Raw genomic sequence first — 12,700 nt, forward strand, 5'->3', positions numbered from 1 at the left:
GCCCTCGGGGCACGTCGCCGAAGAAAGTTCGTGAAGTTCTTCACAAGGAAAAGGGGCCCGCGGGTCGAGGAATGTGGTCCGGGGACCGCTTTCCGAGGCTCGGGGGCCCTTCGCGTAGGCATTCGCGTCGGTGTCCGGCGCGTTGCGCCTGCGTTTCCTACGGCGGTGGTCCACTCCATCCGGGACGGGGGAGGCCAGTTCAGGAGGGGTGAACAACGTGCGCACCCCCGCCGTGGTTCCCCCGCGGGACCATGACCTCGCTCACGTGGGCCGCGCAGTGTAGCAGAGCCCCCTGCGAACCTTGTGAAGGGGCGCACGAGCAGGGGTCTCCGGGCAGGGGGATACTCGATGGCATGAGCACCACGGAGCGTCCCAGGATCCTCGTAGTAGGTGGCGGGTACGTAGGCTTGTACGCAGCGCGACGCATTCTGAAGAAGATGCGTTACGCGGAAGCGACCGTCACGGTCGTCGACCCGCGCTCGTACATGACGTACCAGCCCTTCCTCCCCGAAGCCGCCGCAGGCAGCATCTCGCCGCGCCACGTCGTCGTCCCGCTGCGACGCGTCGTGCGTGGAGCCGAGGTGCTCACCGGCCGAGTCACCAGCATCGACCAGGACCGCAAGGTCGCCACGGTCGCGCCGCTCGTCGGCGAGGCCTACGAGCTGCCCTTCGACTACCTGGTCATCGCGATGGGCGCGGTCTCCCGCACCTTCCCGATCCCCGGCCTCGCCGAACAGGGCATCGGCATGAAGGGCGTGGAAGAGGCCATCGGTCTGCGCAACCACGTCCTGGAGCAGCTCGACAAGGCCGACTCCACCACGGACGAGGACGTCCGCCGCAAGGCGCTGACCTTCGTCTTCGTGGGCGGTGGCTTCGCCGGCGCCGAGACCATAGGCGAGGTGGAGGACATGGCGCGCGACGCGGCCAAGTACTACACCAACGTCAAGCGCGAGGACATGCGCTTCATCCTGGTCGACGCCGCCGACAAGATCCTTCCCGAGGTCGGCCCGGAGCTCGGCCGCTGGGGCAAGGAGCACCTTGAGGGCCGCGGCGTCGAGATCTACCTCTCGACCTCCATGGACTCCTGCGTCGACGGTCACGTCGTGCTGAAGAACGGCCTCGAGGTCGACTCCAACACGATCGTGTGGACCGCGGGCGTCAAGCCCAACCCGGCGCTCTCCCGCTTCGGCCTCCCGCTCGGCCCGCGCGGCCACGTGGATGCCCAGCCGACCCTCCAGGTCACCGGCACCGACTACATCTGGGCCGCCGGCGACAACGCCCAGGTCCCCGACCTCGCCTCGCGCAAGGCCGGCGTGGAGAACGCCTGGTGCCCGCCGAACGCCCAGCACGCGCTGCGCCAGGCCAAGGTCCTCGGCGACAACGTGGTCTCCGGCATGCGGGGCTTCCCGCAGAAGGAGTACGCCCACGCCAACAAGGGCGCGGTGGCCGGTCTCGGCCTCCACAAGGGCGTCGCGATGATCGTCATGGGCAAGATGAAGATCAAGCTCAAGGGCCGTCTCGCCTGGTACATGCACCGTGGCTACCACGGTCTGGCCGTGCCGACCTGGAACCGCAAGATCCGCGTCATCGCCGACTGGACGCTCGCGATGTTCCTCAAGCGCGAGGTCGTCTCCCTGGGCGCCATGGAGACCCCGCGCGAGGAGTTCTACGAGGCGGCCAAGCCCGCCCCGGCTCCCGCGGTCAAGTCCGCCGACAGCGCCGACAAGACCGGGGCGAAGGCCAAGGCCTCCTAGCACCAGCCGCACCACCCCCGAAGGGGCCGTCCGCCATCCGTGGTGCGGGCGGCCCCTTCGGCGTACCCGGAGGGGGCCCGCACGGGGCGCGTGGCCGGAAGTTCCTGTCTAAGAGCTGGTTTCCGGCCAGGAAGATGGTGTATGCAGACATCCTGGTGCTCCGATGCGCGGTAGCGGGATGGCTTCCGGCCCGGGCACTGTTGTGCGGGGTGCTGGGACATTTCTGCGAGGCACGGAGGTGCGCACCATGGCCGACGCGGCGCTGCGGCTGACCGCTCTAGCCGAGGAATTGCTGGGAGAGGCTCTCCCGGTACGAATCCGCGCCTGGGACGGCAGCGAGGCGGGGCCGCCCGGCGCACCGGTGCTCGTCGTACGCCACCGCCGCGCCCTGCGCCGGCTGCTGTGGAAGCCGGGCGAACTGGGGCTCGCCCGCGCCTGGGTGGCCGGCGAGATCGACGTCGAGGGCGACCTGTACACGGTCCTCGACCGGCTGGCCGGGCTGATCTGGGAGCGCGGCGGCGCATCCAAGGACGCCGTGCACCCGGTGCGCGACCCGAGGCTGCGCGCCGCGGCCAAGGCGCTGGTGAAGCTGGGCGGCGCGCTGCCCCCGCCGGCCCCGCCCGCCGAGGAGATGCGCCGCCGCAGCGGACGGCTGCACACCAAGCGCCGCGACAAGGAGGCGATCAGCCACCACTACGACGTCGGCAACGACTTCTACGAGCTGGTGCTCGGCTCGTCGATGGTCTACTCGTGCGCCTACTGGCCGGGCCCGGACGCCACCCTCGCCGAGGCCCAGCGCGACAAACTCGACCTGGTCTGCCGCAAACTGGCCCTCAAGGAGGGCGACCGGCTGCTCGACGTCGGCTGCGGTTGGGGCTCCATGGCCATCCACGCCGCCCGCGAGTACGGAGCCCACGTCGTCGGCATCACCCTCTCGCGCGAACAGGCCGCATACGCCCGCAAGCGCATCGCCGAAGAGGGGCTCACCGACCGTATAGAGATCCGCGTGCAGGACTACCGGGACGTCAAGGACGGCCCGTTCGACGCGATCTCCTCGATCGGCATGGCCGAACACGTCGGCTCCGCACGGTACGCGGAGTACGCGGACATCCTGTACGGGCTGCTCAGAGACGGCGGTCGGCTGCTCAACCACCAGATCGCCCGGCGCCCCGAACGCGACGAATCGGCGTACCGCATCGACGAGTTCATCGACGCGTACGTCTTCCCCGACGGCGAACTCGCGCCGCTCGGCCGCACCCTGGCCGCCCTGGAGGAGGCCGGGTTCGAAGCCCGCGACGTCGAACCGCTCAGGGAGCACTACGCCCTGACGCTCCGTCAGTGGGTGGCGAACCTGGAGTCCGACTGGCCGCGCGCCGTGCGGCACACCAGCCCCGGCCGCGCCCGGATCTGGCGGCTCTACATGGCGGCCTCCGCGCTCTCCTTCGAACGCAACCGGATCGGGGTCAACCAGATCCTCGCGGTGAAGACACCGGAGAGCGGGGCGTCGGGGATGCCGCTGCGGGCGCGCAGCTGGAACGACTGAACGCGGCGGCGCCGTATGACGACGAGGGACCCCGGGAGGCTCACGCGGCCTCCCGGGGTCCCTCAACTGCCGTGCCGCGGCGGGGTGTCGACGGTTATTCGGTCTTGATCGCGGTCAGCATGTCGAGCTTGGCGGCGCTACGGGCCGGCCACATCGCGGCGAGCACGCCGACCAGGCCGGCGAGGAGCATGAAGATCGCGATCCGGCCCCACGGCATGACCAGCGCGTAGTGCGGGATCGAGCCCTTGATGGTCTGGCCGATGGCCCAGGCGAGGAACGAGCCGAGGCCGACGCCGATCACCGCGCCGAACAGCGAGATGACGACGGCCTCCAGACGGATCATGGTCTTGACCCGGCGGCGGTCCAGGCCGATCGCCCGCAGCATGCCGATCTCCTGCTGACGCTCGAACACCGACATGGCGAGGGTGTTGATGACGCCGAGGACCGCGATGATCAGAGCCATGCCGAGCAGCCCGTACATGATGTAGAGCATGGTGTTGATCATGCCGCCGAGCTCGTTGCGGATGTCCTGGCGGTCCATGATGCTGATCGCCGGGTTGTCGCCGAGCGCGGTGACCAGGGCCTTCTCGTTGGCGCTCGTGGCGCCGCCGTCCATCTTGACGTAGATCTCCGGGATGTACGGCTTGGCGTCGTGCGGGGCGAGCAGCTCCGACGGCACGAGGAAGGAGCCCAGCGCCTCGCTCTCCTTGAACGTCGCGCCGATGGTCACCCGGCCCTTCTTCTTGTCGAAGAACTCGACGGGGAGCTGTGTGCCGGGCTTCCAGCCGTGCTTGGCGGCCGTCGTGTCGTCGACGGCTATCTGTCCCCTGCCGAGAGTGTCGAGCGAGCCGGCCACCGGCTGCACGGTGAGGACCTTCTCGATGTCGCCGGGCGTGACCCCGGCCACCGACTGGTCGCTACCGTCGATCTTGAGGTACGAGGTCTCCTTGGGGGACACCGCCGAGACACCCGGGGCCTTGCGCAGCGCGGGCAGCACCTCCTTGGCGAGACCGGAGCCGTTGGCCGCGTTCTGGACCATGTAGTCGGCCTTGATGTTGTCCGTGGTCGACTTGTCGATCGCCGCACCCAGCGTGACACCGAGCACCGAGAGACCGGTGACGAGGGTGAGACCGATGGCGAGCGCGGACGCGGTGGCGCCGGTGCGGCGCGGGTTGCGCACCGCGTTCTGGCTGGCGAGCTTGCCGGAGACGCCGAACACCTTGCTCAGGCCCGGGCGTACGAGAGCGATCACCGGGCGGGAGAGCAGCGGGATCAGGATGATGATGCCGATCAGCGCGAAGAACGCGCCGGCACCGATGGTGTACTTGCCGTCCTTGCCCGCGGCGGCGCCGGCCACGATGGCGGCCGCTCCGGCGAGGGTGATGAAGCCGCCGATGGAGTTCCGTACGACCAGGGACTTGGTGGTGGCCACGCCGTGCACGCTGTTCATCGCGGCGACCGGCGGGATCTTCGCGGCGCGCCAGGCGGGCAGCAGCGCCGCGATAACGGTGACGAGGATGCCGACCGCGAGCGCGGCGATCACCGGCGTGGCCGAGATGATCAGCGGGCCTGCGGGCATCTTGGCACCGAACATGCCGATGGCGGACTGAAGCCCGCTCGCCAGGCCCACGCCGAGAGCGAACCCGATGACGGAGGCGACGGAGCCGACCACCAGCGCCTCGGCAAGCACCGATCGGCGGACCTGGCCGCGGGAGGCACCGACCGCGCGCATCAGGGCCAGCTCACGGGTGCGCTGGGCGACCAGCATGGTGAAGGTGTTGGAGATCAGGAAGATGCCGACGAAGAGCGCGATGCCGGCGAAGACCAGCAGCATCTGGTTGAGGCCGCTCAGGCCCCGCTCGATGTCCTTGGCCTCCTGGTCGGCGAGCGCCTTGCCGGTCTTGGCGTCGGCGTCCTTGGGCAGGAGCGGCTTGACCTCGTCGAGGATCTTCTGCGCGTCGGCGCCGGGAGCGGCGGCCACGCTCACGTTCTGGAACCAGCCCGGCTTGAGGTAGAGCTTCTGGGCGACGGCGGTGTCGAACAGGACCAGGCTGCCGCCCGCGTTGACCGCGCCGTCCTCGGTGGTGAAGACGCCGGTGAGCTTGTAGCTCTTGACCGGCCCGTTGCCGGCGACCCGCACGCTGTCGCCCACGTGGTACTCACCCTTGGCGGCGGTGTCCTTGTCGAGGGCGATCTGGTCGTCCTGCACCGGGCCCGCGCCCTGGGCGAAGGTGTACGAGGGGTCCTTGGCGTCCTTGCCGGGCGCGAAGTTGCCGCCCTTGTTGGCCCAGCCCTGCCCGATCAGTTTGCCGTCGGTGCCGGCCACCCCGGCGAACCCTTCGACCCGTCCGGTGACGGAGGCGACCCCGTCGAGCTTCTCCATCTTCTGGAGCGTCTGCTTGCTGACGCCGGGGTCGCGCTCGGCGTCGTCGGCGCTGCCGTACGTCGTGACGGCGACGGCCACCTTGTCGTAGCTCTTGGCCGACTGGTTGCGGAAGGCGTTGCCGAGGGTGTCGGTGAACACGAGCGTGCCGGCCACGAAGGCGACGCCGAGCATGACGGCGAGCACCGTCATCAACAGCCGGGCCTTGTGCGCGAGCACGTTGCGCAGGGCGGTCTTGAACATGGGGTTTCTCAGTCCTGGAGGAGTTTTCGGCTGCGGCCGTATGTGGCTTGTCGCGCAGTTCCCCGCGCCACTGGCGGCACTGGCGCCGGGTCGCACCGGGGCATCGCAGCCCGTCCGGCGTTTGAGGACGAACGCCGTTCAGGCGCGAACGGGGGCGCAGGGGGCGGAGCCCCCGAGAGGGGCGCAGGGGGCGGAGCCCCCGGCGGGCAGGGGCCAGGTGACACACGGACAGGGGGTTCGGGGGCGAAGCCCCCGGCGGCTCGGGGTCAGCTGGTGCGGCCCTTCGCCTCGAACGCCTTCATCCGGTCAAGCACCCCATCCGCGCTGGGCCGCAGCATCTCGTCCACGATCCGCCCGTCGGCGAGGAATATGACCCGGTCCGCATAGGACGCCGCGACCGGGTCATGGGTCACCATGACGACGGTCTGCCCCAGCTCCCGCACCGAGTTGCGCAGGAAGCCGAGCACCTCCGCGCCGGAGCGCGAGTCCAGGTTTCCGGTCGGCTCGTCACCGAAGATGATCTCCGGCCGGGAGGCGAGCGCGCGGGCCACGGCCACCCGCTGCTGCTGGCCGCCGGAGAGCTGCGTGGGCCGGTGACCGAGCCGGTCGGCGAGGCCCACCATGGAGATGACCTGGTCGAGCCACTCCTTGTTGGGCTTGCGGCCCGCGATGTCCATGGGGAGCGTGATGTTCTCCAGGGCGGTCAGCGTGGGCAGCAGGTTGAACGCCTGGAAGATGAAGCCGATCTTGTCGCGGCGCAACCGCGTGAGCTGCTTGTCCTTGAGGGAACCCAGCTCGGTGTCGCCGATGCGGACCGCGCCGGAGCTGAACGAGTCCAGACCTGCCACGCAGTGCATCAGCGTGGACTTGCCGGAACCCGACGGGCCCATGATCGCGGTGAACTCGCCCTGCCGGAAGTCGACCGTGACCTGGTCGAGGGCGACCACCTGGGTCTCGCCCGTGCCGTAGACCTTCGACAGCTCGATGGCGCGGGCGGCCACCGCGGTCGCGCGGTGTGCGGTGGGGATGGTGGTCACGGAGGAACTCCTGTCGAAGCGGTTATCGGGGATGTCTCCATCCTTCCGGCCGCCGGCCGCCACATCGTCAGCCCCTGTGGCCGTTCCTTGGCCCTCTTGAGTCGGACGGCGCAGCCCCCTCCGTCCTCCTGAGGTATGACGGCACCCCTGAGATCCCGCGCGGAGCCGAGCCGGAGTCCGGTCCGAGCCGACCATCACTCGATCGGGGCTCCGGCGGGCCGTGCCAGCGTCTCTCACAGGGCGGAACGGGGCATCGACTTTCCGTCATTCCGCAGCCCCGTATCGGGGTACCCCGGACGCCCTGCCAACCGCCTCCGGCATGTGCCAACACCGCTCCGAGCTGTGCTGACGCACCCTCAGGCGCCCATAAAATAAGACAACATCGGATACTTGTTCCGCTGTTCGAGGGATGCGCCGGGCTAGGCTCGTCCCGCGAAACGCGGAGCCGCACGCCCTGGCCCGGATGGTGGAACGTAGACACGGCGAGCTTAAACCTCGCTGGCCTTCGGGCCGTGCCGGTTCAAGTCCGGCTCCGGGCACTCCAGCAGGATCCGGCTCCCCGCGCGTCGGGGTGCCGGACCCTTGCACCACCCTCCTCCCCGCGTGAAGATCCTCCCTAGGCAGTACGTGGTTTCTTTGCATGCCCATTACCCTGGACGGCAAGGCCGCGCAGGGCGGCCATGGAGGAGTGAGATGAGGAGCAGCAACCCGGTCTTCTCGCGACGGGGCTTCAGCCGCGACAACGGCTACGCCGGTTTCAACACCGCGCAGCAGCCGCAGGCCGGGGGCAACCCGTACGCGCAGGCGCCCACGAACCCGTACGCGACGAATCCGTACGCACAGCAGGACACGCAGCAGGGCGCCCCGCAGGCGCCGGCCCGTTCCGGTGTGATGACCATCGACGACGTCGTCACGCGCACCGCGATCACGCTCGGCACCGTCGTCGCCGGCGCGGTCGTCGCCTGGCTCGCGCTGCCGGTCGACGCCGCGAACATCAGCAAGTCGTACGGCATCGCCATCGGCGCCGCGCTGATCGCGTTCGTCCTCGCCATGGTCCAGTCGTTCAAGCGCAAGCCGGTCCCGGCGCTGATCATCGGGTACGCCGCCTTCGAGGGCGTCTTCCTCGGTGTGATCAGCTCGGCCGTCACGAGCTATGTGTCGGCGGGCGCGGTTCCGCAGGCGGTGCTCGGCACGATGGCGGTCTTCGCCGGTGTGCTGATCGCCTACAAGACCCGGCTGATCCGGGTCAACCGCCGCTTCATCGGCTTCGTCATGGCCGCGGCCATCGGCTTCATGCTGCTGATGCTGGTCAACCTGCTGTTCGCGGCGATCGGCGGCGGTGACGGCCTCGGCTTCCGCAGCGGCGGCCTCGGCATCATGTTCGGGATCATCGGCATCGTCCTTGGCGCCTGCTTCCTGGCCATGGACTTCAAGCAGGTCGAGGACGGCATCACCTACGGCGCTCCGCGCGAGGAGTCCTGGCTTGCCGCCTTCGGTCTCACCATGACGCTGGTGTGGATCTACCTGGAGGCGCTGCGCCTGATCTCCATCCTGCAGGGCAACGACTGACACCGGACCCGGTGATACGTCACGAGGGCCCCGCCCGGCGCACTGCCGGGCGGGGCCCTCGCCATGTGCGAAGCCGTCTGTGAAGGCGTCTGTGAAGCCGTCTGCCAAGCGGTCTGCGGGGCCGGTCTCACCAGCCGATCGACAGCGTCAGATCCGTCGGCGGGGCGGCGTTGCCCAGGATCTGCACCGAGGACTGGTCGTTGATGTCGTCGTACGGGAAGCCGTACGCGCGCCCTGCCAGGCCCACCGTGTGGAAGAAGGCCGCGTAGTCGTTCTTCGGGGTCGCGCCCTGGTAGTAGGCGGCCGGGGTGTGCCACAGGGCGGTGTTCTGGGCCACGCCCCGGTTGAACGCGGCGCAGAACTCCGCGCCCAGCCGCTTCTCCACGTCGCCGCCCGAGGCGAGCGCCCCCGAGCAGGCCATGACCTCGCGTGAGGTGGGCTTGCTCAGGGTGTAGGGGCCCGCGCCGTTCCTGGTGAAGCTCAGCGTGGCCCCCGTGACGTGCCCGGAGAACGTCTCGCCGGGCGCGCTCAGGGTGAAGGGGTGCGCGGCGTAGTAGCTCCAGGTCTGGTCGATGGCCGAGGTCAGATAGTCACCGGGGAAGCCGGCGGCCGAGCGCGGGGCCACGATCCGGTAGGCGGACTGGAGCGGCCTGAAGGCCGCCCCCACGCTCGACGCGTACGCCGCCATGACCTGGGCGCGGCTCTGGGTGATGCCCCGGGTCGTGTCGTAGCCGCTGGAGGTCTGGCGCAGCCGGGCGGTCATCGGGAAGCCGAACTGGTCGACCTGGGTGGTGTTCCCGCCGTACGCGGCCTGCCCGTTGACGAAGGTGTACTCGTACCAGTCGTAGTAGACGTCGTTGTTGGGGTCGGTCGGGTTGTTCGGGTCGGGGCCGCCCCAGCCCTGGTCGTCGGGCGAGACGGGGATGTAGAGCGGCGAGCCGAGCGAGAGGTAGATCCGGCCGCCGCGGATCGAGGACGGCGACGGCACCCGGCCGCCCACCTGGGACAGGGTGAACGACATGTTCGGGTAGTTCACGCCGTGCTTGGAGAGGTGGCCCGGCGCGTTCGCGTCGAGGTGGCTGATGTGGGCCGTACTGCCGTCGGGCTTGAGGTAGGACCACTGGCCGGGGGTGATCTGGCCGAGCACAGTGACGTAGATCTGTGCGTCGCCGTACGCGCCGTGGGTGTTGTTCTGGAACACGATCGGGAAGCCGGCCGCCGCGGCGGGCCGGGGGGTATCGGTGGACTGCGGGGTGCCGGTGGTCCGCGGGGCGCCGGGGGCCCGCTGGGTGTCGGCGGCTGTCGCCGTGTTGCCGCCCGCGCCGAGGAACAGGAGCGCGCCCGTGGTCGCGGCCGCCAGGAGGAGCCGTACGGTCTTCATGCCTGCCCGCCCTCCTGTCAGTGGCCGAAGCCGAACCAGTTGACGTTCACGAAGTCGGCGCCCTGGCCGCTGGTGAAGGTCAGATAGACGTCGTGGGTGCCGGTGACGCCGCTGATGTTCGCCGGGATGGTGCGCCAGCTCTGCCAGCCGCCGGTGTTGGCCACGGCGAAGCTGCCGACGGGCGCGCTGCCCGGGCTGTCCAGACGTACCTCCACCAGACCGCTGACCCCGCCGGCCGCGCCGCTCGCCACTCTGGCGGAGAACTGCCTGGCCGCGTTCGTACCGAAGTTCACGCCCTTGTAGAGCGCCCAGTCACCGTTGGCGATCGAGCCGATGTCCTGGCCGCCGCCGCTGTCGGTGGTGGTCTCCTTGGACACACCGGACTGCTGGTCGTACGACTCGGCCTGGACGGTGCCGTACGCGTCACGGTTCCCGGTGGGCGGGGTGGTGGGCGGGTTGGTGGGCGGGGTGGTGCCGGAGCCGCCGGCCTGCCGCACGGTGACGTAGTCGACGACCAGGGGGTGGCCCGGCTGGGTATTGGCGTCGGGGCCGCCGCCGAACGCGTCGGGGAAGCCGCCGCCCATCGCGACGTTCAGGATGACGAAGTAGCCGTGGTTGGTGGCGTTGGTCCACGTCGCCGCGTCGACCTGGTTCTGGCTCACCGTATGGAAGTTGACGCCGTCCAGGTAGAACCGCATCTGCTCGACGGCTCCGGAGCGGTCCCACTCGACGGCGTACGTGTGGAAGCCGCCCTGGCAGGTGGTGCCGTCACAGGCCTTCTGGCCGCCGATGCCGGTGGTCTCGTTGCAGGGGCCGCCCGGGCTGGTGCCGCAGTGCATCGTGGACCAGTTGTTGTTCAGGCCCTGCACGTTCTCCATGATGTCGAGCTCGCCGATGCCGGGCCAGTTCCAGTAGTTGCCGCGGAAGGGCGCGCCAAGGGCCCAGAACGCCGGCCAGTACCCCTTGGCTGCGGCGCCCGTCACATCGGGCATCTGGAGCCGCGCCTCGATGCGGAGCTTGCCGCCGGCCGGGGGCTGGAAGTCGGTGCGCTTCGTCTCGATACGGCCCGACGTCCAGTGGCCCGAGGCGTCGCGCTGCGGGGTGATGCGCAGATTTCCGGCGCCGTCGAGGGCGACGTTGCTGGTGGCAGAGGTCATCGTCTCGACCTCGCCGGTCCCGAATCCGGCCGGGCCGCCCGGGTAGCTGGTGCCGGTCGTGTACTGCCAGTTGGCGGTGTTGACGCCCGATCCGGCCGGCCCGTCGAAGTCGTCGGTAAAGACGGTGGTCCAGCCGGCGGGGGGCGGCGGGGCGGAGGCGCTGGCGGGCAGCGCGACGACGGCGGCGCTCGCGGCGGCGAGGCCGAGGGTGGCGAGCACGGCGGTCAGGGCTCGTTTGGCGGGGTTTCGTCTGTGGGGTGACGGGCGCATGTGGGGGTGCCTCTCTCGGAAAGAGAGCGCTCTGAGAGCGCTCTCAACGACGGGCTGCGCGGTCACTGTGCTCCCCGGCGTCCGGAGCGTCAAGAGGTAAAACAGTGAAAGGCCTTGTGGGGGTGGGGAGTTCAGGTACTGAAGGCGGGGTGGGGGGCGCGGGGTGAGGGTCGGCGGGGGCGGGGGCGGGGGCGGGTTCGGGCGAGGGCGGGGGCGCGGGCGGGGGTGCGTGTACGGACGCGGGGGGTGAGCGGCGTGCACGGACTCGGGGTGAGCGGCGTGCGCGGGGCGCGGGGGATGGGTGCGGGTGCGGACGCGGGGTGAGCGGCGTGTACGGGGCGCGGGGGATGGGCGCGTGCACGGGCGCGGGGGATGGGCGCGTGAACGGGCGCTGGGGATGGGCGCGGGCGCGGGCAGCACATCGCCCCGCCGGCCGGGGGCTGACGGGGCGAAGGGGCGGTGCACTTCCCGCGGGCGCGGAAAGCCGATCGGAATGCTTCCTCCCGGAACTAGAGCAGGCGGCGCGCGGCCCGCCTCATGTCGTACTCATGGATGATCGCCTTGGCGTGCCCATAGGCGAGATCGTGCTCGCTCCGGAGCCAGCTGACCTTCTCCTCGAAACGGAAGAGGGAGGGGCCTTCCTCGACGGTGCGGAGCCAGTCGGACACTTCACGACCGGTGCAGTGGGGGATGCGGGAGAGCAGGTTGCGGTGGGTCTCTTCGGAGAAGACTTGGGACATCGGCGCCTCCGGAGGCGTTGCGCTTCGTGGTCCTTCACTGCACCGTGCCTCAGGGTTCGCGTATTGGCAACAGTGCGGGACGGGCGCGTAGGGTCGCGGCGTGCTCGATGTGAACCCCTTGATCTTGGCCGTGGACCGCTTCGCCGACCGGCTGCGCGCCGCCCCCGAGAGCCGCCTGCGCTGCGGCGCCGCCGCCGAAGGGCTCGCCCTGGCGCGGGAGTTGGCCCTCAGGGCGCAGCGTGTGGAGAACCCGGAGCGTGAGCCGCTGCTCATGCCGGACGCGGGGATGTTCTCCGTCGCGGACCAAGTCATGGTCGCCGGACGGGATATGGCGCAGGCCCTGCACGCGGCGAAGACGCCGCCCGGCGGGGAGCCGGAGGGGGCGGTGGGGCTGGTGGAGGCGGCGGAGGGTCGCGCTTTCGGCTAGCGCCGGGCGGTGTGGGCGTCCTCAGCCTGTCCGGGTTGCTCGCGCGGTTCCCCGCTCCCCTGGGCTACTTGGTGCCGGTCCGCATCGGCAACCTCAGCCCGTCATGGGGGCCCCTGGCCCTTAATGCCTTGGGGGAGATTGAGGACGAGCGCCGTTCAGGCGCGAAGGGGGGGGCGGGGGCGCAGCCCCCGAGAGG

At 70.2% G+C, this 12,700-nt stretch carries 9 protein-coding genes and 1 tRNA gene; 5 read left to right on the forward strand and 5 right to left on the reverse strand.

What is annotated here, in order from left to right:
- The first annotated feature begins 353 nt into the window (after window positions 1–353).
- Together AB0D31_RS30740 and AB0D31_RS30745 are read left to right on the forward strand one after the other, a co-directional pair.
- On the forward strand, window positions 354–1,754 hold the full coding sequence (locus tag AB0D31_RS30740; RefSeq protein WP_362729185.1) for an NAD(P)/FAD-dependent oxidoreductase: 1,401 nt from the start codon (window positions 354–356) through the stop codon (window positions 1,752–1,754).
- A gap of 247 nt (window positions 1,755–2,001) precedes the next feature.
- Window positions 2,002–3,297, forward strand: coding sequence for a cyclopropane-fatty-acyl-phospholipid synthase family protein (locus AB0D31_RS30745; RefSeq protein WP_362729187.1), 1,296 nt, complete (start codon window positions 2,002–2,004; stop codon window positions 3,295–3,297).
- 94 nt (window positions 3,298–3,391) lie between these two features.
- On the opposite strand, the gene AB0D31_RS30750 is transcribed toward AB0D31_RS30745, so the two are convergent.
- The gene (locus tag AB0D31_RS30750; RefSeq protein WP_362729189.1) at window positions 3,392–5,923 is read right to left on the reverse strand and encodes an FtsX-like permease family protein; all 2,532 of its coding nucleotides are present in this window, start codon (window positions 5,921–5,923) and stop codon (window positions 3,392–3,394) included.
- A 266-nt stretch (window positions 5,924–6,189) separates the two neighbouring features.
- Window positions 6,190–6,960, reverse strand: coding sequence for an ABC transporter ATP-binding protein (locus AB0D31_RS30755; protein WP_362729191.1), 771 nt, complete (start codon window positions 6,958–6,960; stop codon window positions 6,190–6,192).
- Window positions 6,961–7,417: 457 nt separating this feature from the next.
- Between AB0D31_RS30755 and AB0D31_RS30760 the strand changes: the two genes are divergently transcribed.
- Window positions 7,418–7,499 (forward strand) — tRNA-Leu (locus AB0D31_RS30760).
- Between the two features lie 154 nt (window positions 7,500–7,653).
- Complete coding sequence (locus AB0D31_RS30765; protein ID WP_362729193.1) at window positions 7,654–8,529, forward strand: Bax inhibitor-1/YccA family protein; 876 nt, start codon at window positions 7,654–7,656, stop codon at window positions 8,527–8,529.
- A 127-nt stretch (window positions 8,530–8,656) separates the two neighbouring features.
- On the opposite strand, the gene AB0D31_RS30770 is transcribed toward AB0D31_RS30765, so the two are convergent.
- The 3 genes from AB0D31_RS30770 to AB0D31_RS30780 all read right to left on the reverse strand — a co-directional run bounded on the left by AB0D31_RS30770 (window position 8,657) and on the right by AB0D31_RS30780 (window position 12,077).
- Entirely contained in the window at window positions 8,657–9,910 is a 1,254-nt protein-coding gene (locus AB0D31_RS30770; protein ID WP_362729195.1) for a glycoside hydrolase family 64 protein, read from the reverse strand.
- A 17-nt stretch (window positions 9,911–9,927) separates the two neighbouring features.
- Window positions 9,928–11,337, reverse strand: coding sequence for a glycoside hydrolase family 16 protein (locus tag AB0D31_RS30775; protein WP_362729197.1), 1,410 nt, complete (start codon window positions 11,335–11,337; stop codon window positions 9,928–9,930).
- 509 nt (window positions 11,338–11,846) lie between these two features.
- A complete protein-coding gene (locus AB0D31_RS30780) occupies window positions 11,847–12,077 on the reverse strand; it encodes a DUF4287 domain-containing protein (protein ID WP_267052840.1) in 231 nt (76 codons plus the stop codon).
- A 100-nt stretch (window positions 12,078–12,177) separates the two neighbouring features.
- Between AB0D31_RS30780 and AB0D31_RS30785 the strand changes: the two genes are divergently transcribed.
- Entirely contained in the window at window positions 12,178–12,504 is a 327-nt protein-coding gene (locus AB0D31_RS30785) for a hypothetical protein (protein ID WP_362729199.1), read from the forward strand.
- The last annotated feature ends 196 nt before the right edge of the window (window positions 12,505–12,700 follow it).

It is taken from the genome of Streptomyces sp. NPDC048361 (assembly GCF_040651795.1).
Classification (GTDB): Bacteria; Actinomycetota; Actinomycetes; order Streptomycetales; family Streptomycetaceae; genus Streptomyces.

Bases quoted from the DNA above. Each gene is read 5' to 3' on its own strand.
- AB0D31_RS30740 (WP_362729185.1), top strand. From the start codon at position 354: ATGAGCACCACGGAGCGTCCCAGGATCCTCGTAGTAGGTGGCGGGTAC.
- AB0D31_RS30745 (WP_362729187.1), top strand. From the start codon at position 2,002: ATGGCCGACGCGGCGCTGCGGCTGACCGCTCTAGCCGAGGAATTGCTG.
- AB0D31_RS30750 (WP_362729189.1), bottom strand. From the start codon at position 5,923: ATGTTCAAGACCGCCCTGCGCAACGTGCTCGCGCACAAGGCCCGGCTG.
- AB0D31_RS30765 (WP_362729193.1), top strand. From the start codon at position 7,654: ATGAGGAGCAGCAACCCGGTCTTCTCGCGACGGGGCTTCAGCCGCGAC.
- AB0D31_RS30770 (WP_362729195.1), bottom strand. From the start codon at position 9,910: ATGAAGACCGTACGGCTCCTCCTGGCGGCCGCGACCACGGGCGCGCTC.
- AB0D31_RS30775 (WP_362729197.1), bottom strand. From the start codon at position 11,337: ATGCGCCCGTCACCCCACAGACGAAACCCCGCCAAACGAGCCCTGACC.
- AB0D31_RS30780 (WP_267052840.1), bottom strand. From the start codon at position 12,077: ATGTCCCAAGTCTTCTCCGAAGAGACCCACCGCAACCTGCTCTCCCGC.